Below are 22,583 nucleotides of genomic sequence, written 5' to 3'. Positions count from 1 at the left end.
ATTTACACAATGGATTACCGCCTTCGCGGGAATGGCAGGCGAGTCCACCACACGAGTTCCGGCCTTCGCGGGAATGACGGGTGAGCTCTAATCTACTAGCCCTGCCCTAATCATCCAGTTTCTCGGCGTTAAGCTTTTCTCGCAGAATGCGCCTATCTCGACTTGGTAGCCGTTTTCTTCTAGGTACATGGCGCGGTCGAGGACGAGCCAGTATTCCAGTGCAGGACGAAACAGCTGGCTGATGGCTTCGAGTTTTTGTATTTGTTGATAACGAGTTTGGCCGATGGCTTCGAAGCCTTCAAAAGAGGTTTTGGCGATTAAGTCCGTTAGATTTTTTTGCTCGGTGGCCCAATGGCAAAAAACGGAAAAACCTTGGTTCAGTAGTGCTTTTTGAATGGAGGGAACGGGCAGGTAATCATCTTTCTGACGAGCGACTCTTTGCCATGCGTCAAAGCCCAATCGATAAGTCAGTTCGAGCTGTTTAAGACGTTGCTCACGTGCGCCGGCGGTAGCCACTTCTTTGACGGCAAGTTTAAGGTCGGCTTGACGCAGAATCAGTGCTGATTGTTGGGCGGTTTGTGATAACGGCTGATAATGACTTGCTTGGGTCAGGTGATAACAGCAAGGGGAAATACAGACAATAGAAGTATTTTCGGCTACCGCTTGTTGGAGGAGTTCGCGATGCAAGTCTCCACAAGCATGAAGCGCTACAGCGCAGTGAGTATTTGCTAACGCGGTTCGCCCTTCTCCTTTTAGCACATCTGCATGAGTGAAGGTCTGCGGTAGTTTTAGTCGCTTGGCTTCTTGTTCGCCCGCTTCGCATAGCGTCTTTTGCCATTCTAGGCTGTAGACTGGTTTGTTATCTTGAAAAGCTAATAATTTACCTAAGTGGCCTTTGCCTGCGCACCATTCTAGGTAGTTGTTGGCATTGGGAGTGTGAGCAACGAATGCTTGGATTTGTGACCATTTACGCCCTTTTATTCCCACAGAGACATAACTTGGCACATCATTAGTAAGTGCTCGCTGCGGCAATTCATCAAGAAAATCAGGCTTTGAAAAGTTAAGTGCAGTCTTTAGTTCTGGGCAGAGTCGAAATACTTCCGCATAAAAAGCCTCGCTTTCTATTTCTAGGTTTTCTCCTGCTAAGTGTGAAGCCAATTCAGCATAGGCATTTTCCCAAGGATTACCCAAGCGAGCAAAAGTATCAAATTGCCAGAGCTGTGTATGTGTTTTTAACCAAGTATCGAGAACTTGAAAACGCTGTTGAAAAGAGGTCATAAACTGGCTCGCTGGGGAGGAAAAACTAGGTGTCTTTTTTTCTTTACAGTATTGAGGAATTTTCCCTCTCGCTTGCATTGTATTTTGTCATAAAAACGGCAAAATGAAGAAGCTATTTAAGCAACGATTATAACCACAGCGATTTTCCTGTGGCACACCATAAGGACCCTGTAAATATCATGTTCAAGCATCTTAAAGCTGTTTCTGGCGACCCTCTTTTAGCCCTTATCATTGCACATAAGCAAGATACAAACCCAAAAAAAATCGATTTGGGTGTTGGTGTCTATAAAGACGATAATGGCAACACACCGATTTTAAACACGGTTAAAAAAGCCGAAGCTATTTTGCTTGAACAAGAAGACTCTAAAAGTTATTTAGGGATTTACGGCGCGACTGAGTTTGAAGCCATTATTAAAGACTTGGTCTTGGGCGAAGGCAATGAGCTGATCGCTTCTGGCCGTATTCGTTCTACGCAAACACCTGGCGGTACAGGCGCATTAAAAGTCGCGGCGGATTTTATCAGCGCAAACTTAAAAGATGCTCGCCTTTGGGTAAGTGACCCGACTTGGGGTAACCATAAGTCTATTTTTGATTCAGCAGGCGTAGAAGTAAAAGACTACCCTTACTACGATCCAGCAACAAACGGCCTACGTTTTGACGACATGATGGCGAAGCTAGAAGCTGAAGTGAAAGAAGGCGATGTATTGTTGCTTCATGCTTGCTGCCACAACCCAACAGGTATCGATTTACAATTCGATCACTGGAAAGTACTAACCGATTTTGTTAACAAACGTGGCTTGTTGCCATTGGTTGATGCGGCATACCAAGGTTTTGGTGACGGTTTAGATGAAGACTTGGCTGGCTTGCGCTATATGGCCGCTAATGTTCAAGATATGTTGATCGCGAATTCTTTCTCGAAAAACTTCGGTATTTACCGTGAACGTTGTGGTGGTTTGAGTGTTATTGCTGCATCTGCAGATGAAGCAACGGCCGCATTTTCTATTATTGGCCAAGCGATTCGTGCCAACTACTCTATGCCACCAGCACATGGTGCCGCGGTAGTTTATACCATTATGAACAACCCAGAACTAAAAGCAGAATGGGAACTAGAAGTGGCCGCGATGCGTGATCGTATTAACGGTTTGCGTGAAAAGCTCGTTGCTAAATTGGCTGCATCTGGCGTAAGCAAAGACTTTAGTTTCATTAAAGATCAGCGCGGCATGTTCTCTTACTCTGGCTTAACGTTAGAGCAAGTTCATACATTACGCAGCGAATACGCGATTTACATCGCTGATACTGGCCGTATGAGTATTGCCGGTGTAAGCGATAGCAACATCGATTATTTGTGCGAAAGCATTGCAAAAGTCGTTGGTTAATTTAAAAAACCGCTTATTTTAAAGCAGAACTAAAAAAACCGTGATCTGAACAAAATCACGGTTTTTTTTGCTTAGGCGCTTTTAAAGATTTTATAAAGCAATTTGTATAAGTAACGAAAAACTTAATGCAGTACGCGAGTTTCTTTATTTTTAATGCCGGTTTGTATTTCTGGATGATAATGCTGCACTAAGCGCAAGATCGACGGTTCTAGATTGTCTCGCCAGAAAGAGACTTCTTCTTGCACCATGCCTTCTAGCTTTTTCCAACCCGCTTCCGTACCAAACAAACGCACAGGAGCTAGGACTTCGTCGAAAAATTCGCGATCGCCACCAATCCCCAAACCAATCAGTTTGGCACCACGAACGAAGCCAACACACCATTCTTCAACCAATATGCTGTACTCGCCATCAACTTCTTGTTCAAGATAAACCGGATAAAAGTCTCCAAACAGTAAGCTGTTCATTGTCTCCATGTACATAATCAATACAAGGCTTAAGAACTCGTCTTCCTGCTCCGTTGAGTCCCACACAGGCTGATCTTCATCTGCGCCCCAAATGGCATTCAACCAAACATCTGGTTCTAATTCTTGCACAGAACAGCCTAGCGCCGTTAAAAAGCCATCTAACTCTGATACACACATTAGCGAACGATCAGTCCCGAACGTCAATAAATAGTGATCTATCTTTTCGTAAAGGACTTCTTCGCTGATGACATCATCGTCTTTTTCTTCAGACATTCATTCGTTTCCATTTTGTTGAGCTATATTTATTTTAGCTTACCTTAACAAAGACGATAAACTATTGATTTATTAGTCAATAATCGCCAAGTTGCCGTAGGTTTCCAGCCAGCTTTTACGATCCCCTGCGCGTTTTTTCGACAGCAGTTTGTCTAGAAGCTCATCAGTATCCAATTTATCTTCCATGGTTAATTGGATTAAACGACGTGTATCTGGTGCCATGGTGGTTTCACGTAGTTGCGACGGATTCATCTCACCCAAGCCTTTGAACCGCTGTACGTTTGGCGTACCACGTTTATTTTCAGCAGCAATCTTATGCAGGGTGATGTCTTTTTCTTCGTCATCTAGGGCGTAGTAAACTTCTTTACCAATATCAATTCGGTACAAAGGCGGCATGGCTACGAAAACATGGCCGCTGTTTACTAGGGCTGGAAAGTGGCGAACAAACAAAGCACAAATTAACGTTGCGATGTGCAAACCATCGGAGTCGGCATCGGCCAAGATACAGACTTTTCCGTAACGTAAACCGCTTAAATTCTCGTCACCTGGATCGACACCAAGCGCCACGGAAATATCATGAATTTCCTGAGAGCCAAGCACTTGATTAGAGTCTACTTCCCAAGTGTTTAGGATTTTACCTCGCAGCGGCAAAATGGCTTGGAAATCTTTCTCACGAGCCTGTTTGGCAGAGCCGCCCGCCGAATCCCCTTCCACGAGAAAAAGTTCGCTTCGAGACGAGTCTTGTCCAGAACAGTCGGCCAATTTACCCGGTAATGCAGGACCTTGAGTAATACGCTTACGTACGACCTTCTTGCTGTCTTTTAGACGTTTTTGCGCGCTGTTAATAACGATGTCGGCAATCTTTTTACCGTCTTCAACGTGTTTGTTCAACCAAAGGCTGAATGCATCTTTTACTGTCGCTGCAATAAAGGCCACGATTTGACGAGAAGAAAGACGTTCTTTGGTTTGACCCGAAAATTGAGGTTCTTGGATTTTCGCTGACAAGACATAGCTACAACGATCCCACACATCTTCTGCGGTTAACTTAACGCCACGAGGTAAGATATTGTGGAAATCACAGAACTCGCGAATGGCTTCTAATAAGCCAGTTCGCAACCCATTGACGTGAGTGCCGCCTTGCGCTGTTGGGATCAAGTTGACATAACTTTCTGTCACTAACTCGCCACCTTCAGGCAACCATTGAACCGCCCAATCAACCCCTTGTGTTTTTTCTGTCATGCCACCAATGAAAGGTTCCTCTGGTAGCAATACAAAACCGTCATTGGCCTGCGCTAGGTAGTCTTTTAAACCATCTTGGAAAAACCATTCTTCTCGGCCTTCTTCACTACCACTTTGATCAATAAAGACAACATGAAGACCAGAACAAAGCACGGCTTTGGCTTTCAATAAATGTTTGAGTCGCGAAATAGAAAACTTAGGACTGTCGAAATATTTAGTGTCCGCGGTAAATTTCACTTTCGTACCGGTATTTTTCTTACCGACGGTGCCGATTTCTTTTAGCTCTGATGTTTTAAAACCATTCTCGAAGCCAATGTGATGATGTACACCGTTACGACGCACCCAGACTTCTAGCGATGTAGATAAGGCGTTAACAACAGACACACCAACGCCATGCAAACCACCTGAGAACTGGTAATTATCGCCGGAAAATTTACCGCCTGCATGGAGCTTGGTCAGAATCAATTCAACGCCCGATATTCCCTCTTCTGGGTGAATATCCACGGGCATGCCTCGGCCATTGTCCTCGACACTCAGAGAACCGTCTTTGTATAGAATAACTTCAATACGATCCGCATGATTAGCCAAGGCCTCATCCACTGAGTTATCAATAACTTCTTGCGCTAGATGGTTTGGCCGTGTGGTATCCGTATACATTCCTGGGCGTTTTTGTACTGGTTCTAAGCCACTAAGAACTTCTATCGATCCGGCGTTATATTCTTTTGCAGACATGCGTGTTTTTACTTCCAAGTTGATCGTGCAATACAGGGTTCGAATATTGTATTACGTGCGAGTGTAAATTAGATTGGCTAGAGTCTATCACTGGTTTTACTTAGTGTGAAATAGTCTAACAAAAGCAGTAGTTTACTCGGTTAATATTTCGGCAAAGCGAAGAATTTCTACAGAAAACCGTTCAAATTCAGTAAAACTGTGATCGCCTTTTTCTTCGTGAGTAAGTCGTGCTGTTTTAGGAAAAGCTTTGAGTGCTTCTTTGTAGTCCAGCACTTCATCACCTTCTTGAATCATCAGCCAGTATAAGTCGGCAGTTGGCTTAGTCACCACTAATTTCTCAAGCTCAATCATGTGAGCTTGGGTTAATTCGTATTCTTCATTGGTATAAGGGTTAAATTGCGGACCAAGAAAGTCCTGTAGCAAGACGGGAGCTTGCACTGCAGGGTTCACAAGAATGGCTTTCAAACGATATTTTTCAGCCAAATACGCGGCATAAAAGCCCCCCAAAGAGCTGCCAATAAGCGTAATACCTTGCTGCTGGTTAGCCTCAATTATGGTCTCTAGTTGTTCAATGGCTTTTGCTGGCTGCCAAGACAGGCGTGGCGAAATAGCAGCATCTGGCAAGCCTATTTTTTTGACAGCCTGACCCAACACAGTCGCCTTATGAGAGCGTTCTGAGCTATTAAAACCATGAATATACAATAGAGCAGTCAAAAGGCTTTCGTCTCTTTACTTAGATTACGTTATTAAGGTTAATGTCAGGGCTAGGCAAACTGAAAAGACAAGGTGTTGTTCAATCGATGACCATGTTTCAAGCACAACTCTAACAAATCGGCCAATTGCTGGTTTAAGCGAAATTTCTCGTCTCTATGCAACATGGCATCATTCGGATAAGGGTATGTGCCTCTGTATTGTCGATGACCATCGGTAATCTCTGCAATGCCAACATCATGGTACAAGCGGACAGTCATAGATAATGTTGTCTTAAACAGAAGTTTTGCAGTCATTTCAGGGCCAAACTCTAACGCAATTTCAGAGGTGAAGCGGCTTTCTTTGCCCAATGTAAGGCGTAACCGACTCTCTTGGTCCCCCGCACTATGAACGGAAAAATTCCAAGAATCCATCTCCTCTTGACCACGCATAAGCTTACCCAAGCGACGATAATTTAACTCGCCGAGCATCTGTAAACTAACCAAGTCTGGCACGTATTGTTTTGATGTTTTCTCTGTCTTCATAGTATCTGTCATTCTTGCGACGTGTTTCCTTTTGAAAAATTTTGCACTGAGTCATCCACCGCAACCTGTCTTAAGGCGTCTAGCTGATAATTCATGCGTATATCTTTATCGTGCCAGTATAGATTAAACCAAGTAAAAAAGTGTTCTCTATCTTTGCCTGCAGCCTGATATTCTTGTATTTGCATGGTATCTGGTACGGCAACTTCTCGAACCATTACCTTAACTCTTCCGGTGCGCCCGCAGAGCAGATCCCAACCCGTTACTGTCTTTTGCTCATACAGAATATTGATATCTGTAATACTCTTTATGGCCTCTGGCATAGTTTGCAATATAAAACTAATACCACCAGCCTTTGGTTTAAGCAAACAACGATAAGGTGATGCCTGTTGTTGGTGTTTTTCCTCGGTAAAACGCGTACCTTCCACAAAGCTCATAATTGAGTTGGGACGCTTAAGTAAGCGCTTACAAGAACGTTTTGTTGTGGCTAAATCTTTTCCGGCTAATTTGGGGTTCTTTTGAATTTGCTTTTTAGTATAGCGCTTCATAAAAGGAAACCCCATTATGTAAGTTGCTGTTCCTACAAAAGGCATCCAAATGAGAGCTTGCTTCATGAATACTCTTGGTAAAGGACGGCGGCCTTTCAACTGCGCATAAAGAGCAAACACATCCACCCAAGATCTATGATTCGCAATAATCAAATGCCAATTATCAAAATCTGTTTTCATGGTTTCATCAATTTCCCACCTTACTTCTAAGACGTTATGAAACCACCACTCACAAGAAGCAACCCAACCTTCATACAAACGATTAAAATAGCGTTCAGCCATGTTTTCGTAGCGCGTATTCTTTAACAATAATAAAGGCGCTACGAGATGAGCTAGCAAGGTCCAAAAAAGTACGTTACCGCACATAAAGACAAAAGAAACGAGGCCAATAATTGGCTGCAACAACGGGGTTTTATTTGTAAAAACGGCTCTATCTGACTTCATTGATTTAAGCACACCAACGTTTTACTAGATCGTTTTTATTTAATGCAAACCACTGCAGCCCCATTATAGTACTGGCGTTTTCAATGTCATTTTTAAGCAAACCGATAGCGTCGTCAGACGAAACAAGATGCAATTTAATGTCTTCGTTTTCCTCGTCTAAACCATGAACTTTTGTGGTATCAACAAGGCTTGAGTCGAATTCACCTGCATACATGCGCAAGTACTCCACCAATCCGCCTGGAGATGGCACAAACTTAAACATATACTCAAGACGCTTAACTGTTACACCGGCCTCTTCAAAGGACTCACGGCGTGCGACATCTTCATCGCTTTCGCCTTCTTCCACCATGCCAGCCACCAACTCTAGCAACCATGGCGATTCACTTCTCAATACTGTAGGACGAAATTGTTCAATCAATAACACTTTATCCGCCACAGGATCGAATAATAGTACGCACACTGCATCGTTTCGCACCATCATTTCTCGGGTCATGGGTTGGCTCCATTCACCGTTAAACTTTCTATGCTTCAAAGTCAGTTTACGCATTTCGAAGAAGCCTTTATAAAGACATTCGTCAGCCAATACCTCTACATCTTTTTTGCTGTACGTCGGTGTAAACTTCATACTATTTCGTCCTTAGCAGACCACTGTTTGGAATAAGTTCTGATATGATTTATTCACAATTCGTCAGTCGCGATTACAAATTTGGAGTGTCGTAAATGGAAAATATACGTTGCGCTTGGTGTTTAGGATCTCCCGAATACATTCATTACCATGATACAGAATGGGGAATCCCTATTTATGACGACCAGTCGTTGTTTGAATGCATTGTACTAGAAAGCGCTCAAGCAGGTCTAAGCTGGATTACTATTTTACGCAAGCGAGAAGGTTATCGAGCGCTTTTTCACAACTTTGACCCTGTAAAAGTCGCTAACATGACCGAAGCCGACGTAGAGCGATTACTACTGGATGAACGTATTGTCCGCCACCGCGCAAAGATCGAAGCGACCATTAACAACGCCAAAGCCTTTTTAAACATTGCTGACGAGTTTGGCTCGTTTAGCAAATATTACTGGGCGTTTAGCGATAACAAAATCATTGATAACCCAATCGGCCATCATACAGACGCGCCCGCTGTGACCGAACTATCCACTCGTTTCGCCAAAGACTTGAAGAAAAGAGGCTTTAAATTCCTAGGTGCCACGACTTGTTATGCCTTTATGCAAGCAACAGGCATGGTGAATGATCATATTAAGGATTGCGTCTCACGAAAGAACAAATAAATTGCTTAAGCACTCATAAACAGAAGCAGTTCCTTGATTTCATTAATGTTTAGCCTAAAGTAGTCGATATAGTAAAAAGATTCTTTGTACAATGGCCATGCTCATTGGGCTTTTAAATTCCATTATTTAGTTTGGTAAAAAACATGTTTAACAACAAAAGCATTCTTATTACTGGTGGCACGGGTTCTTTTGGTCGTCAGTATGTGAAAACACTCTTGGCCAACTACCAACCTAAACGACTGGTTATTTATTCACGTGATGAGTTGAAACAATACGAGATGCAACAAGACTTTGATGCTGGTTGCATGCGCTATTTTATCGGCGATGTGCGTGACAAAGACCGTTTAACTCAAGCCATGCGGGATGTGGACTTTGTCATTCATGCTGCCGCTCTAAAGCAAGTACCCGCCGCTGAATACAACCCAATGGAATGTATTAAAACCAACATCCATGGCGCCGAAAATGTGATTGCTGCGGCCATTGCAAACGACGTTGAAAAAGTCATTGCGTTATCAACTGACAAAGCCGCTGCGCCAATCAACCTTTATGGCGCGACGAAACTCGCATCTGACAAATTATTTGTTGCCGCTAACAACATGGTCGGCCAAGGTCGTACACGCTTCTCTGTGGTTCGTTATGGCAACGTTGTTGGCTCACGTGGTTCAGTTGTACCCTTCTTCCAAAAGCTGGTTGCCGATGGCGCTGAATCGATTCCAATTACTCATCCAGACATGACGCGTTTTTGGATCACTCTACCAATGGGGGTGGATTTTGTATTGAAAAATTTCCGTCGTATGCATGGTGGCGAAATATTCGTGCCTAAAATTCCTTCTGTACGCATCATGGATTTGGCGGCCGCTTATGCACCAAATATCCCAACTAAAGACGTTGGCATTCGCCCAGGCGAGAAGCTCCATGAAGTCATGTGTCCTGGAGATGACTCTTTCCACACCTATGAATTTAAAGATCATTATGTGATTTCGCCAAGCATCAAATTTTATCAAGACGATATGGATTTTGCGCACAATCGCTTAGGCGAAACAGGCGAGCTGGTTGAACCCGGTTATGAATATCAATCTGGTAGCAACCCACATTTTTTAAGTATTGAAGAGATTTTGACCTTCGATGACGCACACTGATTTTATTCCCTACGGTCGCCAATCCATTAGCGAAGACGACATTGCGGCCGTCGTTAAGTCGCTACGCTCTGACTTTTTGACTCAAGGCCCTTGTGTCAGCGAATTTGAACAAGCTATTTGCACAAAGGTAAGCGCTCGTTATGGTGTGGCCGCAAACAGTGCCACATCCGCTTTGCACCTTGCCTGCTTGGCATTGGGTGTTGGAATGGGTGACACGGTTTGGACATCGCCTAATACTTTTATCGCTTCCGCTAATTGCGCACGCTATTGCGGTGCAAGCGTGGATTTTGTCGATATCGACCCTCACACCTATAACATGTGCGCAGATAAGCTGGCTGAAAAATTAGTCACTGCGAAAGAACAAGGCAAATTACCAAAAGTCGTAATTCCAGTACATTTCGCCGGTCAATCCTGCGATATGCACGCCATTCATGCGTTATCCAAAGAATATGGTTTTCGTATTATAGAAGATGCTTCCCATGCGATTGGGGCAAAATACCAAGACAATTATGTGGGAAACGGCGCATTCAGTGATGTTTGTATTTTCAGCTTTCACCCAGTGAAAATCATCACGTCCGCGGAAGGCGGCATGGCCGTCACGAACGACAATAAACTCGCTAAGCACATGCGTACTCATGCCTCGCAAGGCACAACCAAATCGCCAGACGAGTTAACGCAAATGTCAGGTGATTGGTATTATGAACAGCACACGCTGGGCTTCAATTACCGCATGACGGAATTACAGGCCGCGCTTGGCTTATCTCAATTATCACGCTTGGATGACTTTATTGAACGTCGTCATCAGCAATTTTCTAACTATGAGGCCTTGCTAAAAAACCTGCCTGTTACCTTGCCTTATCAAGCAGATGATAACTATTCAGCACTGCATTTGTTTCCGATTCTCTTACCTGAGCACAACAAGGCAGCTAGAAAAGGCGTATTTGATATTTTACGCCAAGCGGGCATTGGCACTCAGGTGCATTATATTCCCGTGCACACCCAACCTTATTATCAAGAGTTAGGTTTCAAACAAGGCGATTTCCCTATTGCGGAAGATTACTACACTCGCACTCTGAGCTTGCCGCTTTTTGCCGACTTAACCCATGCCCAACAAGAGCGAGTGGCGCTAATTCTGAAACACGCTTTAATTGCAAATCGTGTGATGAGTGCCTAACCAATGAAAGATGCCTCTCTTTTGCAGAACAATATAGACGATCAAACACCATATCGAGTCGCTGTGATTCCAGCACGCGGCGGTTCTCAACGCATTCCAAGGAAAAATATTCGTTTGCTGGATGGTAAACCCTTGATCGGTTACTCCATCGAAACCGCGATTGCTTCCGGCCTATTTGATCGAGTGATTGTTTCTACAGATGACTTGGAAATTGCAGAAGTTGCTCGACAATTTGGTGCCGAAACACCGTTTTTTCGTCCTACTGACTTAGCCGATCACATGACTGGCACCACACCCGTTATGCAGCACGCATTACGCTGTTTAATCAATGAAGGCAAAACACCAGATCAGGCCTGTTTGATTTACGCCACTTGTCCGCTGCTAACACCTGATGATTTACAGCAAGGTTTAGCGCAGCTTGACGAATCCACAGCCTTTTGTTTTTCCGCCACGACGTTTGCTTTCCCTATTCAGCGGGCGCTTCATATTCAAGAAAATGGCGAATTAGCACCTATGTTTCCTGAACATATTGGCAAGCGCTCACAAGATCTAACTGAAGCGATTCACGATGCTGGGCAGTTTTATTGGGCAAGTACACAAGACTGGTTTGATGAAGACATTTTTGGCGCTAAATCTAAGCCTTTATTGCTACCAAGACACAGAATTCAAGATTTGGACACCGAGGAGGATTGGTTGCGTTTAACGCAAATCATGGCGCTGAAAAATATGAGTTAATGGTTTTTGCCACACGATTGGCACCCTCTCCATCAACCAAACTCCTAGCCGTTTTGCTAGCTTCTTGCCGCCATTCAATATCCAACCAGCAACGGTTCACCTCTTCAACCAATAGCTTCACACGTTGCTGTCGAACGTCTTCCACAACGTTATCAAACCGAACCGAACGACACCAATTCAGTGGAACATGCTGCTGAAGAGAACGAGTTTGATTGTCTGCGACTTGAGCAAAAACGGTCGGCACGCCTATGCAGGCAAGTTCAAATAAAGTACCACCAGCGGCAGAGATCGCCATCTTGGCTTGCTTCATTAACGGCGTAACATCCGCCAAACCTTGCTCAAAAGCGATATTATTAACTCGACAAAAGTGGATCACTTGATCTGCATTCTTGGCATTCGCACCCAATAACACCTGAATGTACTTTGTAGGAAAATTGGACACCAATAAGGCATTGAGTATAGGCAAGGTTAAAGCAAGCGGGTCGGTTCCACCAAGGGTAATAAGCAGTTGTTCTGGCGAGCTTTGGCTTTCGTCCAGCTGTTGAAAAGCCGGCCTTAACAACGCATAACGACTTCCTACTAATGGAAACTCAATGTGCTTGGAATAGTCTTGCTGAAGCGGATTGAGCAGCCATTTGGCGGGAAACTCGCCCCTGTCATTCATGTCATCCAATACAAGAAGGTTTGTTTGATACTGATAAAGCTGAGCAATATCATCGGCACTGTAGTCGTAATGATCTAAGATGACCAAGTCAGCTTGTTGCGCCAACGATAAAAACTCTGTTTTGCCCTCTTTTTTAGTAACTTTTTTTTCAATAGAGTCTTGTTCAGACTGTCCACCGATAAAACAATCATCAGGGGAAGCAAAGGCTTGATAGCGACGATCCACAACAAACTGACATTGCCAACCTAATTGAGTAAAAGCGTGGACCAAGGCTTGGCAGCGAACCCTATGCCCCATGCCGATGTCGACAGAGGCATCGGCTCGCACCAAAAGTTTCACGCCATCATTTCCCAAGTAAGCGGCTGACCTTTTTGCGCATCCGCCACTAATGTTTTGCCTAATACGTCGGGCCAATGTTTAGGCGCTAGACCGAACGACGGGCGAATGATTTTCAGGTGTTCTTCGGTCAATATGGTGCCAGAGGGCAAATCTATAGCCACATAAATAGAACGGCGGTATTTTTTCGCGGCTTGCTCGGCATCTGAACCACCATAAGTCACCGTACCAAGCGCAGCCTTTGCCGCACGGCAAGCAACCACCAGCGCTTTCATTTCCGCAGGCTCCATAGAGAACTCAGCATCCACACCGCCGGCACTACGATCCAACACAAAGTGTTTTTCAATCACAGTGGCACCCAGTGCCGTAGCGGCAACCGCCGCGCCTAAGCCCTGAGTATGATCAGACAAGCCAACAGGGCAACCAGTTTTTTCCGCTAAATCTGCCATGGTAACCAAGTTAGAGTCTTCTATTTTAGAAGGATATGTACTGGTGCACTTAAGCAAGGTTAACGGGTTATCACCAATGGCCCGAATGGTTGCTACCGCTTCCGCGATCTCTTCTTCGCTTGCCATGCCTGTGGACATGATAATGGGCTTACCTGTTCGTGCAACGGCTTGAATTAGCGGGATGTCTGTCATCTCAAAAGAGGCGATTTTGTACAATGGCACATCGATGGATTCTAAAAATGCCACCGCACTGAGGTCAAAAGGCGAACTAAATGCAACCAAGCCTAAAGACTCAGCCAGCTCAAACAAAGGCTTATGCCATTCCCAAGGCGTCGACGCCTTGGCATAAAGATCATAAAGGTTTGAACCACGCCATAAACTGTCACTTTCAGACACCATAAACTCACCATGACGAACATCTAGCGTCATGGTGTCTGGTGTATAGGTTTGTAGCTTAATAGCATCCACACCCGCGTCGGCCGCAGCGTGGATCATGGCTTTAGCAAGTTCAAAATCTTGGTCATGGTTGCCCGATAACTCAGCAATAATAAAAGGCGTTTTTTCAAACATAGCTTCGAACATAATTAACCATTGTAATAAGTAATTAGGTGGTCGTTCCCCTTGTCTACGTAGTCAGACGCTTGCTGGAGCATACTTGGCATTTCTTCAAGGAATTCGCACCAAGGCGTGAATAAATGACGGGCACGAGCTACTGTTTCAGCTTCGTCCTGATATTTAAACAAAAACTGTACGATCAAAAAGGCAGAATAAGTAAAGGAACCGATTAAAAGATCAAAAATATGGCGATGAATACTGCCCTTCAGGAAATAAATTTGACGATGATGAGACCAAAATAAGTCACACACTTGCTCGCGTGTGGTTATCGATTCATCCCAACCCTGCTGCAGCGAGCGACTAATTTTACGGAAGTCATCCACAGAAATAAGTTCATCAGCAGATTGATCCAGTAGCGACTCTGGCGGCTCGGTAAAAAACACACTTTCTAAAATATCGATAACTTTAGCATGATCAATTTTAGGGTCCATGATTAAAGCATCTTCAATACGCAAAGGTGTCACACCTTCGATTTTAGCCCCATCAGATAAGTTAAAACTGGCAAAGTTTCGACGTTTTTTCAATTGTCGAGTCAGAGATTCCAGCTGAACACGTGAGGTATCCATGATGCCTGTGGCGTAAATAGTGCCGCCGAAGTTGCCTTCGCGCTGTACTAATTTAGCTTCTTGAAATGTTTGAAATCCAGACTCTTTGCCGTCTTTGTAATAACCACTATGAACCGAGTGATGGCTACCTTTATCTTTAAAGCCGTTATCTACACCAAGGTAATAGACGTTATTAAAACCGAAGAAATGAACGTAGGATAAGGCTAAGTTAGCAACCACAGGGTTACAGTAATTAAGCTGTACGTATTCTTTCGTTTCCCCATGCAATCTTGCTTGATTTAACATTAAAGACGTTATGGCTTCACCAGGCTTCATCGCCATACCTGATCGTTTAAAACAATCAAACAAACCGGGGTGCATTACGTTCACAGACAAAGCCCAGATTTTGTCCAAGTAGTCTTGATCTAAAAATTGAAACTTATCAACTGTTTGCTTAAGGCGTTCAATATCGACATGAATATCAGGTGTCACACCTAATTTTTTTAGGGTGTTAATGGTTGAACCGCAGCAAATCAGTAAAACCTGATCTCGTACTTCTTTGACTAATTCAATACCTTGATCAAGAGAAGGGCCATTCCCTAAAATAAAAACAGGAATATTGCTTACCCATTTTGGCAAAGCGTCACGGCCTTGAAAGTGCGCAACTTTAGTTTTAGGCAAGGATTTTAAACCCTGAGCAACACCAATTAGAGCGTCGTCAAAGAATCCCCAGCCCATCACTTGGCGAGCGTATTGCTTTTTAAAATGTTCAATCGCTAAATCATTTTCCGGGCTACCATAGCCAACATGCAAGAAAGTCTCCGGCGCCATAAAATAGCCATTTTCTTCTAATTGACGTAGATACTTTTCGGTAAATTCTTCAGGGCTGACACCTAAAAAGAAATGGATGGTACGACCGTCTCGATTATAGGCTTCTAAAATACTCTGCCACTCAATAGCAAATAATGAGTAATAGAAAAAGTCCAAGTCACATTCATATAGATAAAGGTGCTTAATATCACGCTCGGCAAGAAGCATTTCAAGTTGATATCCAAACTCAATACCAAACAGTATGGCGGAGCCAGTAAATTCCGGCCATCCCTCTTGTGGTTTCATACCTTCTGATTGCAATGCGACTTGATCAAGCATTTTATTGCTGTAATGAACATGGCGACTTGGATGATTTTCCGTACGCTCTAGATTCAATAATGTTTTATTTGGTGCTACTAATGCCCGCGTAATTTTTTTAGCCGCTTGCACTTTTGGTTTCGTGGAAAAAAGTGGGACACCAACATCTTCACGATATAGGTTAAGTTCGCCACTTTCTTCCATATAAATATGGCGTTTTTGGGGTTGGTAATTTTGAAAAGATTCAAATATATGAGGCATGACCTGAGAAAATACAGTCATGTTTCTAATGTATCGATCAGTCAACTCTTGATCATGCTCTTTGAGGCGTGCTACACCTCTTTCAAACAGCAAAGCAAATGCTTCAGCTTGATCAAGAGAGGATACGTATTCCTCATTTTGCATTTTTCACGCCTTTATATTTATTCACACTCTTACGAGTTTTATTAGTTTGATAAAGCTGTTTTTGCATTTCCGTATGAACATCACGAATAAATTTAATAGCGGATTGATGTACTAATATAAAACGCTTAATTCGCTCATTATCTTCTGGGCTAGACTGAGGTCCAATTGATAGGATAAAACTATTGTTGTCTTCACACAGCTGCTGTATTGCTTCTACATCTTTTTCAATGACACTTTGCTCTAATGCGGCACTTAACTTGGTTAGGTGAGACATATCAAGCATTAAACTGCACCCACTCGAGCTTCCATTTGATCTTCATAGGCAACTTGTTTATCAGCTGTTGAGATTTGATCCCAAGCGCCTTTAATTTGCAAAATAAGACCCATCACCTGATCAAGGATGCTGGTATCTTTAGTAATGCTTGCTTCAGTAATACGAACTATCATGTATTCGTAAAGTGACTCTAGGTTATCAACAAGTTCTGGATTAACATCACGGTCTAATGCATCTCTTAACGCATTGATTATTTCACTAGCACGAGTTAGCGCTGCCGCTTTTCCTTCCCAATCTGAACGTTCGATGCAACCTTTACCTAACGCCAACTTCTCAAGTGCACCTTGCATCAAGAGCTGAATGACGCGATGAGGGTCAGCCGAGGCTAAATCGGACTTAATTGAGTCCTTTCTGTAGGCTTGGATCCCTTTACTCTTGTACATAGACAACCCCATTTAATACGTATATTACAATTTAAAACAGTTTACATTTTCGATAATACAGAATTCAAATAGCCACCTTGGGCATTCATATTCGCAAGGCGAGAATCTAAACTTGTAAACTTGGAACGGAGAGAATCTTCATATTTGACCATGCGGTCCTCATAAGCTTCTAACGTTCCTTCTGTACTATCTATCGACCGTCTAACCGAATCCTTTAATGAATTTGTCATTCCATTTGAACCAGTATAGTTATCAAGCAGATTTTCCAAAGACTGAGCCAAGCCATTATCACCAGAGATCAATGGCGCAATATCGCTATAGCTTCGTTTCATAGCATTATCAAACTTAGTATTATCAAAGCTAAGCTTACCTTTGTTATCCATTTTCACACCCAAATCGAAAATAGAAGTAAAGATTCCAGAATCGCCATGACTACTCATTAATTGAGTAGATAAAGAGGATTGCAAATTCCGAATAACGCTATTGCCATTTAAAACAGCCCCTCTGTCGGAGCTAGCTTGTAGCACCCCAATAACATCATTGTAGGAGGCAATAAATTCTTTGATCGTTTCTTGAACCGTTTTTTGATCAAAGCTGATATCCACTTTGGTCGTTTTATCAGTCGGGGCTAAGGCCTCAATCGACAAACCAGCAACCGCATTATCAAAGGTATTGGTATCATTACGAATCTGAATGCCATCAACAGTAATAACCGCATCACGAGCTTCATCGCCTAAAGGAGTATATAAACCAGCAAATACACCTTCAGTAGATAAGCTATTTAAAGCACTTGATGAGTTTTGCGCTATCGCGGCAGCATTAATATCAGACTCTTCATCTAGCGATGGGTCAGATTCTACTTCCTTAGGAGGAACGACAGCGTCATTGGTTTCTTCATCATCAGCTGGAATTGGGCCATCATTTGCGAAATCATACTCATCACCCGCTATGTCAAGCTCATCAGCTTCATCGATTGGTGTTTCTTCAACTGGCTCGTCGACAACAGGATCATCCTCAACAACCTCTTCAGGTTCTTCTACTGGAGTGTCAACAACAGGGTTTCCATCAGCATCTGTGACGGCAGAGGAATTAATGATTTTAAGAGTGTTTCCAGCACCTTCAATGGAAGAGGTTGCTGTAAAGAATAAATTGCCGTTACCATCGTCAACCAAATTAGCAGATACACCAAAATTATCTTCTGACGTATTAATTTGATTGCGTAGTTCGGACAAGGTAGTGCCACCAGCAACAGAAATTGAGAATTCATTACTGCCAGCTTTGAAGGTAAGTTGCGCGTCCTTTTTAGTAACCACATCATCAGAAGACGAAAAAGTTCCTGGTGCAGACATAACACGACTGCCCTTAGCCAACTGATTAACGTCAATAGCATAAGAACCATTAGAAGCCGTACTATCTGTAGTGATAGCAATAACTTCCTCACCTTCTGTTTGGGCGATTTTTGCATCACGCCCAGTAAAAAGCTCATCATCGTTTAGAGCCTTGACAGAAGATTTAAAATTATCGATAGCAGAGCCAACTTTACCTAGTGCAGATAATTCAGCTTCATAACCATCAATTTTATCTTGATAAAGTTTAACTTTAGCGTCTTTTTGAGCACTCACCATTTGTTTAACAAGCGACTCTAGATCTAAACCAGATCCTGCGCCTAATGAGCCTACCGACATAACTTTATCTCCTGACACCTACATAATCTATTATCAAACCTCACTGTTTACCAAGGTTCCCTTGATATCACTTAGTTGGCTCATAATAGCATCTATTCTATCAGACATTTTAAGAAACTCTTCCGTAGGGATTTGGCGTACCACATCCCCCGTTGTCTGATCTAACACTTTTACGATATTTTGCGCTCGGTCTTCAGTCATTTCAAAGGTTAAATGCACATTTAATTGAGACATTTTTTGGTTCATAATTTCAACATCATGGGGCTCCACCTTTGCGGACGAATTAACATTTTGCGCATTTCGATTATCTTTGTCTGCTCTGCTTATGTCGGCTGTATTTTGTACAACTTTAGCGTTGGCTTGACGCAATGAAGCAAAATCTTCTACTGCACGCTGCTCTGGCTTCAAAGAGTAATTAAGACCCTGCTTAGAAAAATCACTGGCATTAATAGACATATCAGAGTTCCCCCAAATAGACAAAAGCCGGGGCAAAGCCCCAGCTTTCCGCTACCACTAACGCTTAACCCAATAAAGACAAGGCTGTTTGTGGACGTTGATTAGCTTGAGCCAAGATAGATGAACTTGCTTGCTGAAGTATTTGCTGACTTGTTAGGTTAGCTGTTTCTTCTGCAAAGTCAGCATCACGTACACGCGCACGAGCTGCAGATACGTTCTCAGTGATATTACTCAAGTTACTAATTGTAGAACCAAAACGGTTTTGAACCGCACCCAACTCAGAACGTTTTGAGTCAACTGCTGCAATCATAGTATCTAATGTATCAACCATACTCTGAGCATTGGCTACAGTCGATACAGAAGCCGTAGTCACATCAACCTGAGCTGTAGTAGAACTACTAGACAGACCAGACATAGTGAAACCACCGTTACCCGCATAATCGATAGTATTGTTAACACCACCATCAGTCATGTTAAAGCTGATAGTTTGGTTTGAGTCAGCACCCACTTGGAAAACACCAGTATAAGTACCATCCAATAAGTTCTCACCACCGAATGTTGTATCAGAAGCAATACGGTTAATTTCAGTAGAAAGCTGACTTACTTCTTGCTGAATAGCTGCACGGTCTTTATCTGAGTTCGAACCGTTTGACGCTTGAATAGATAACGTACGCATACGTTGTAACATATTCGTAGTTTCATCCAATGCACCCTCTGCCGTTTGAGCTAAAGAAATGCCGTCATTCGCGTTACGCACTGACTGATTCAAACCATTTACCTGAGAGGTTAAACGGTTAGAGATGAGTAGACCTGCCGCATCATCAGAAGCACTGTTGATACGTAAACCAGAAGACAAACGCTCAAAAGATGTGTCTAAAGATTTAGCTGAGCCCATTAGTTGGCGCTGTGCACTTAAAGATGAAGTATTCGTGTTTACATAAAGAGCCATAATAGCCTCCAAGGTTTAATAAAATCCTGCAAAAAAGCAGATCGTATAAGGTTTTCGACAAGAAACTGAAAACCTTTAGTCAATTTGGGAAATCTTTTTCCCACTATAGGAAAAAATCATCCCATAAAACGGCAAATAAATTCCTAACCAATTGTTTTATATGAGATTTAAAAAAATAAATTCATCTACACTTTATTTAAAAATATGTGCTTTTTTAACCTAAAGCACCTAAAAATCACACCCAATCCCCTATAAAGAGCCATAAAACGCAAAAAATCTAACAATCACCTCTCAGTGCATTCTTCTCCATTGAAAACAAGCGGCAAAAAACAACCACAAACGGCAAAAGCGCAAGACAAAAACACCCTATACGCACCACCCCCTCCAAAAAAACTCTCCACCTACATTTCGACTAAAACCCACAACTTTAGCTCTGTGATACTCAAGTACGTAAAAACGCTCAATACATTAATAGATATTTCATCGAGCACATTTCCACCTAAAAAGACGCAAAAATGCTGCACAATAATTCAACGTACAATATTTTGACTACTCATCACTTGCATAATAGGCATCAAACATTGGAAAAATTATGGCAACGAATGATTATGCAGTACTCAGGGCTATAACCTAGGCAAACAAGTAATCAGTTACCAAACTCAACACTCCACACTCCACACTCCACACTCAAAATGAACAATTTCAATTTGCCTATCAAGGATGCAAAAAATAAAGTCTCATACATCCCTTATCCACAAAAATGCAGCCAAAAATCAGACTTTAGCGGCAACGGAGTGCCGAGTAATACTCACTACAGCAAGCCATGCAAAAGTGTAAATAAACAATTTTTCACCAAGACCCCCCTTCAGAATCAATACATTTAATTTGCCAATAAAGGCTGCGAAAAAAGATACAGTTGTGTGCCTCATAAAAATAACTATTCAGCCAATAAAAACGACCTTCCATATAACGAAATAAGGCATAGCGAACACTTCAATTCTCTAGAGCATCCTCTATTTCACACATGCATTGTTTGCTGTGAACCTGACTACTAAAAGTTATCTATAGCTTCTCGTAACACTTAGGGACGCACTTAAAGCAAAAATACATCACTCAAGTACTTACTAAAACGATCTAAACTTTTGAAAAGACTTGATCAAAAAAGCTCATCTCAAAGTCGATCCCAAAAAGACGACATAGTATTATGCTGGTCGGTTTGCCAAATAATCGTCTGCGACATAAACCTTAAAACCATATCAATCCCTCCCAAAACAGCCCAAAAAATCAAAATTCCATCAAAACGTCACTATTTGGGCAAAAAAAAGCCAGGTGAAAAAATCACCCGGCATAAAAGGCACCTCTAGGAGAGAGAAGTAGCCTATTTCCGAGATAAACTCGAACCGTTCACAAAAGCAGCCTTTATGTGGCTTCACATAATGCTACTGTGCATTAATTACCCCCCCAATAAAGACAATGCTGTTTGAGGACGCTGATTTGCCTGTGCAAGAATAGTACTACTCGCCTGTTGCAAAATTTGCTTGCTAGTGAGGTTAGCCGTTTCTTGAGCAAAATCTGCATCTCGCACTCGAGCACGTGCTGATGATACGTTCTCAGAGATGTTGCTCAAGTTAGTAATCGTTGAGCTAAAACGGTTTTGTACGGCACCAAGCTCTGCTCGCTTAGAGTCCACAGCAGAGATCATCGAATCCAGAATACCAATCATAGACTGGGCATTTACCATACTAGAAACAGACGCAGTTGTTACATCAACTTGAGCTTGAGCCTCACTTGATAGGCCTGACATGGTAAAACCATTATTACCCAAGTAATCAATAGAGTTATTGGCTCCACCAGACTGCAAAGTAAAGCTGATAGTTTGGTTTGCATCGGCACCAACCTGAAAAACACCTTGGAAAGTACCATCTAATAAATTCGCACCACCAAATGTGGTTGTGTCAGCAATACGGTTAATCTCTTTCGACAATTGCGCCATCTCTTGTTGAAGAGCAACACGATCTTTGTCTGAGTTTGAGCCGTTTGCAGCTTGGATAGACAAAGTACGCATACGTTGAAGCATGCTTGTCGTTTCATCCATAGCTCCCTCAGCAGTTTGAGCTAAAGAAATACCATCATTTGCGTTTCGCACCGATTGATTTAAACCATTAATCTGTGAAGTCAAACGATCTGATATTTGAAGACCTGCTGCGTCATCTGCTGCACTATTAATACGAAGACCAGATGACAAGCGTTGGTAAGCCGTATCAAGATCTCGACTTGAGCTCGTAAGCGATCGCTGAGCATTTAAAGAGGACACGTTAGTATTTACATATAAAGCCATTTTTTCTCTCCTAAAAACATTTTAAAATTGAGACAACCTTTTGATTTAATTGGTTATTTGGTTTTTGTCTCTTATTGAAGTTATCGACGCATTCGCTCTAATCTTTAATTTTTTTTATACTTTTTTTGAATTTTTTACATTTTATTAACCCCAAAAAAAGCAGCACTCACAGTTATCGAACTTAAGGTAAATAACTTTAAAAATAAAAGAAAAAAAAGCCAGAAAAGATCATCAAAAAAAATAGATATCTAAAATAGATCTTTTATATGAACAGTGAACAGTGAACGGTGAACGGTGAACGGTGAACGGTGAACGGTGAACGGTGAACGGTGAACGGTGAACGGTGAACGGTGAACGGTGAACGGTGAACGGTGAACG

The 22,583-nt window shown here is 42.6% G+C and carries 21 protein-coding genes; 5 read left to right on the top strand and 16 right to left on the bottom strand.

Annotation, left to right across the window (positions count from 1 at the left end; genetic code table 11):
* Positions 1 to 87: 87 nt before the first annotated feature.
* Complete coding sequence (locus AC2A4J_RS19965) at positions 88 to 1,278, bottom strand: methyltransferase (protein ID WP_484177250.1); 1,191 nt, start codon at positions 1,276 to 1,278, stop codon at positions 88 to 90.
* Positions 1,279 to 1,457: 179 nt separating this feature from the next.
* Between AC2A4J_RS19965 and AC2A4J_RS19960 the strand changes: the two genes are divergently transcribed.
* Complete coding sequence (locus AC2A4J_RS19960; protein ID WP_484177249.1) at positions 1,458 to 2,654, top strand: amino acid aminotransferase; 1,197 nt, start codon at positions 1,458 to 1,460, stop codon at positions 2,652 to 2,654.
* Positions 2,655 to 2,776: 122 nt separating this feature from the next.
* On the opposite strand, the gene AC2A4J_RS19955 is transcribed toward AC2A4J_RS19960, so the two are convergent.
* The 6 genes from AC2A4J_RS19955 to AC2A4J_RS19930 form a co-directional block, all read right to left on the bottom strand.
* Positions 2,777 to 3,391, bottom strand: coding sequence for a UPF0149 family protein (locus tag AC2A4J_RS19955; RefSeq protein ID WP_255826126.1), 615 nt, complete (start codon positions 3,389 to 3,391; stop codon positions 2,777 to 2,779).
* Between the two features lie 72 nt (positions 3,392 to 3,463).
* The gene (gene parE / locus AC2A4J_RS19950; RefSeq protein WP_484177248.1) at positions 3,464 to 5,362 is read right to left on the bottom strand and encodes a DNA topoisomerase IV subunit B; all 1,899 of its coding nucleotides are present in this window, start codon (positions 5,360 to 5,362) and stop codon (positions 3,464 to 3,466) included.
* A gap of 132 nt (positions 5,363 to 5,494) precedes the next feature.
* Positions 5,495 to 6,076: a YqiA/YcfP family alpha/beta fold hydrolase gene (locus tag AC2A4J_RS19945; RefSeq protein WP_484177247.1), complete on the bottom strand. Its 582-nt coding sequence runs from the start codon at positions 6,074 to 6,076 to the stop codon at positions 5,495 to 5,497.
* A 50-nt stretch (positions 6,077 to 6,126) separates the two neighbouring features.
* Positions 6,127 to 6,609 (bottom strand): DUF1249 domain-containing protein, encoded by a 483-nt coding sequence (locus AC2A4J_RS19940; RefSeq protein WP_484177246.1) that lies wholly within the window; start codon positions 6,607 to 6,609, stop codon positions 6,127 to 6,129.
* Positions 6,606 to 7,586: an acetyltransferase gene (locus AC2A4J_RS19935; RefSeq protein ID WP_484177245.1), complete on the bottom strand. Its 981-nt coding sequence runs from the start codon at positions 7,584 to 7,586 to the stop codon at positions 6,606 to 6,608. Before AC2A4J_RS19935 ends, AC2A4J_RS19940 begins: the two co-directional genes overlap by 4 nt.
* A 4-nt stretch (positions 7,587 to 7,590) precedes the next feature.
* Positions 7,591 to 8,211 (bottom strand): NUDIX domain-containing protein, encoded by a 621-nt coding sequence (locus AC2A4J_RS19930; protein ID WP_484177244.1) that lies wholly within the window; start codon positions 8,209 to 8,211, stop codon positions 7,591 to 7,593.
* A 95-nt stretch (positions 8,212 to 8,306) separates the two neighbouring features.
* Here AC2A4J_RS19930 and AC2A4J_RS19925 point away from each other — a divergent pair, with 95 nt between their 5' ends.
* From AC2A4J_RS19925 to pseF, 4 genes are all read left to right on the top strand, one after another.
* The gene (locus tag AC2A4J_RS19925) at positions 8,307 to 8,870 is read left to right on the top strand and encodes a DNA-3-methyladenine glycosylase I (protein WP_484177243.1); all 564 of its coding nucleotides are present in this window, start codon (positions 8,307 to 8,309) and stop codon (positions 8,868 to 8,870) included.
* A 143-nt stretch (positions 8,871 to 9,013) separates the two neighbouring features.
* Positions 9,014 to 10,009 (top strand): UDP-N-acetylglucosamine 4,6-dehydratase (inverting), encoded by a 996-nt coding sequence (gene pseB / locus AC2A4J_RS19920; protein WP_484177242.1) that lies wholly within the window; start codon positions 9,014 to 9,016, stop codon positions 10,007 to 10,009.
* The gene (gene pseC / locus AC2A4J_RS19915; RefSeq protein ID WP_484177241.1) at positions 9,996 to 11,183 is read left to right on the top strand and encodes a UDP-4-amino-4,6-dideoxy-N-acetyl-beta-L-altrosamine transaminase; all 1,188 of its coding nucleotides are present in this window, start codon (positions 9,996 to 9,998) and stop codon (positions 11,181 to 11,183) included. The genes pseB and pseC overlap by 14 nt, the downstream gene beginning before the upstream one ends.
* 3 nt (positions 11,184 to 11,186) lie before the next feature.
* Entirely contained in the window at positions 11,187 to 11,918 is a 732-nt protein-coding gene (pseF, locus tag AC2A4J_RS19910) for a pseudaminic acid cytidylyltransferase (RefSeq protein WP_484177240.1), read from the top strand.
* Here pseF and pseG read toward each other — a convergent pair.
* From pseG to AC2A4J_RS19865, 9 genes are all read right to left on the bottom strand, one after another.
* Positions 11,893 to 12,921 carry a UDP-2,4-diacetamido-2,4,6-trideoxy-beta-L-altropyranose hydrolase gene (gene pseG / locus AC2A4J_RS19905; RefSeq protein WP_484177239.1) on the bottom strand — a complete coding sequence of 343 codons (1,029 nt, stop codon included), beginning with the start codon at positions 12,919 to 12,921 and terminating at the stop codon, positions 11,893 to 11,895. The genes pseF and pseG overlap by 26 nt on opposite strands.
* Positions 12,918 to 13,949 (bottom strand): pseudaminic acid synthase, encoded by a 1,032-nt coding sequence (gene pseI / locus AC2A4J_RS19900; RefSeq protein WP_484177238.1) that lies wholly within the window; start codon positions 13,947 to 13,949, stop codon positions 12,918 to 12,920. Before pseI ends, pseG begins: the two co-directional genes overlap by 4 nt.
* A 2-nt stretch (positions 13,950 to 13,951) precedes the next feature.
* On the bottom strand, positions 13,952 to 16,060 hold the full coding sequence (locus AC2A4J_RS19895) for a motility associated factor glycosyltransferase family protein (protein WP_484177237.1): 2,109 nt from the start codon (positions 16,058 to 16,060) through the stop codon (positions 13,952 to 13,954).
* Positions 16,050 to 16,343 (bottom strand): hypothetical protein, encoded by a 294-nt coding sequence (locus AC2A4J_RS19890; RefSeq protein ID WP_484177236.1) that lies wholly within the window; start codon positions 16,341 to 16,343, stop codon positions 16,050 to 16,052. The genes AC2A4J_RS19895 and AC2A4J_RS19890 overlap by 11 nt, the downstream gene beginning before the upstream one ends.
* Positions 16,343 to 16,777, bottom strand: a complete 435-nt coding sequence (gene fliS, locus AC2A4J_RS19885; protein WP_484177235.1) for a flagellar export chaperone FliS — start codon at positions 16,775 to 16,777, stop codon at positions 16,343 to 16,345. The genes AC2A4J_RS19890 and fliS overlap by 1 nt, the downstream gene beginning before the upstream one ends.
* A 41-nt stretch (positions 16,778 to 16,818) precedes the next feature.
* A complete protein-coding gene (gene fliD / locus AC2A4J_RS19880; protein ID WP_484177234.1) occupies positions 16,819 to 18,462 on the bottom strand; it encodes a flagellar filament capping protein FliD in 1,644 nt (547 codons plus the stop codon).
* Positions 18,463 to 18,495: 33 nt separating this feature from the next.
* Entirely contained in the window at positions 18,496 to 18,918 is a 423-nt protein-coding gene (locus AC2A4J_RS19875; protein ID WP_484177233.1) for a flagellar protein FlaG, read from the bottom strand.
* 64 nt (positions 18,919 to 18,982) lie between these two features.
* Positions 18,983 to 19,867 carry a flagellin N-terminal helical domain-containing protein gene (locus tag AC2A4J_RS19870; RefSeq protein ID WP_484177232.1) on the bottom strand — a complete coding sequence of 295 codons (885 nt, stop codon included), beginning with the start codon at positions 19,865 to 19,867 and terminating at the stop codon, positions 18,983 to 18,985.
* Positions 19,868 to 21,320: 1,453 nt separating this feature from the next.
* Complete coding sequence (locus AC2A4J_RS19865) at positions 21,321 to 22,205, bottom strand: flagellin N-terminal helical domain-containing protein (RefSeq protein WP_484177231.1); 885 nt, start codon at positions 22,203 to 22,205, stop codon at positions 21,321 to 21,323.
* Positions 22,206 to 22,583 lie beyond the last annotated feature (378 nt).

Source organism: Marinomonas sp. ATLA20, assembly GCF_057180105.1.
The sequence above is the reverse complement of the archived record's forward strand: the minus strand, read 5'-3'. Positions and strand labels throughout refer to the sequence as shown.

Excerpts from the sequence above, each read along its gene's own strand:
- pseI (WP_484177238.1), bottom strand. The coding sequence starts at position 13,949 with ATGTTCGAAGCTATGTTTGAAAAAACGCCTTTTATTATTGCTGAGTTA.
- AC2A4J_RS19935 (WP_484177245.1), bottom strand. The coding sequence starts at position 7,586 with ATGAAGTCAGATAGAGCCGTTTTTACAAATAAAACCCCGTTGTTGCAG.
- AC2A4J_RS19940 (WP_484177246.1), bottom strand. The coding sequence starts at position 6,609 with ATGACAGATACTATGAAGACAGAGAAAACATCAAAACAATACGTGCCA.
- AC2A4J_RS19955 (WP_255826126.1), bottom strand. The coding sequence starts at position 3,391 with ATGTCTGAAGAAAAAGACGATGATGTCATCAGCGAAGAAGTCCTTTAC.
- AC2A4J_RS19925 (WP_484177243.1), top strand. The coding sequence starts at position 8,307 with ATGGAAAATATACGTTGCGCTTGGTGTTTAGGATCTCCCGAATACATT.
- pseB (WP_484177242.1), top strand. The coding sequence starts at position 9,014 with ATGTTTAACAACAAAAGCATTCTTATTACTGGTGGCACGGGTTCTTTT.
- parE (WP_484177248.1), bottom strand. The coding sequence starts at position 5,362 with ATGTCTGCAAAAGAATATAACGCCGGATCGATAGAAGTTCTTAGTGGC.
- AC2A4J_RS19895 (WP_484177237.1), bottom strand. The coding sequence starts at position 16,060 with ATGCAAAATGAGGAATACGTATCCTCTCTTGATCAAGCTGAAGCATTT.
- AC2A4J_RS19870 (WP_484177232.1), bottom strand. The coding sequence starts at position 19,867 with ATGGCTCTTTATGTAAACACGAATACTTCATCTTTAAGTGCACAGCGC.
- AC2A4J_RS19865 (WP_484177231.1), bottom strand. The coding sequence starts at position 22,205 with ATGGCTTTATATGTAAATACTAACGTGTCCTCTTTAAATGCTCAGCGA.
- AC2A4J_RS19890 (WP_484177236.1), bottom strand. The coding sequence starts at position 16,343 with ATGCTTGATATGTCTCACCTAACCAAGTTAAGTGCCGCATTAGAGCAA.
- AC2A4J_RS19965 (WP_484177250.1), bottom strand. The coding sequence starts at position 1,278 with ATGACCTCTTTTCAACAGCGTTTTCAAGTTCTCGATACTTGGTTAAAA.
- AC2A4J_RS19875 (WP_484177233.1), bottom strand. The coding sequence starts at position 18,918 with ATGTCTATTAATGCCAGTGATTTTTCTAAGCAGGGTCTTAATTACTCT.
- pseC (WP_484177241.1), top strand. The coding sequence starts at position 9,996 with ATGACGCACACTGATTTTATTCCCTACGGTCGCCAATCCATTAGCGAA.
- AC2A4J_RS19930 (WP_484177244.1), bottom strand. The coding sequence starts at position 8,211 with ATGAAGTTTACACCGACGTACAGCAAAAAAGATGTAGAGGTATTGGCT.
- fliS (WP_484177235.1), bottom strand. The coding sequence starts at position 16,777 with ATGTACAAGAGTAAAGGGATCCAAGCCTACAGAAAGGACTCAATTAAG.
- fliD (WP_484177234.1), bottom strand. The coding sequence starts at position 18,462 with ATGTCGGTAGGCTCATTAGGCGCAGGATCTGGTTTAGATCTAGAGTCG.
- AC2A4J_RS19960 (WP_484177249.1), top strand. The coding sequence starts at position 1,458 with ATGTTCAAGCATCTTAAAGCTGTTTCTGGCGACCCTCTTTTAGCCCTT.
- pseF (WP_484177240.1), top strand. The coding sequence starts at position 11,187 with ATGAAAGATGCCTCTCTTTTGCAGAACAATATAGACGATCAAACACCA.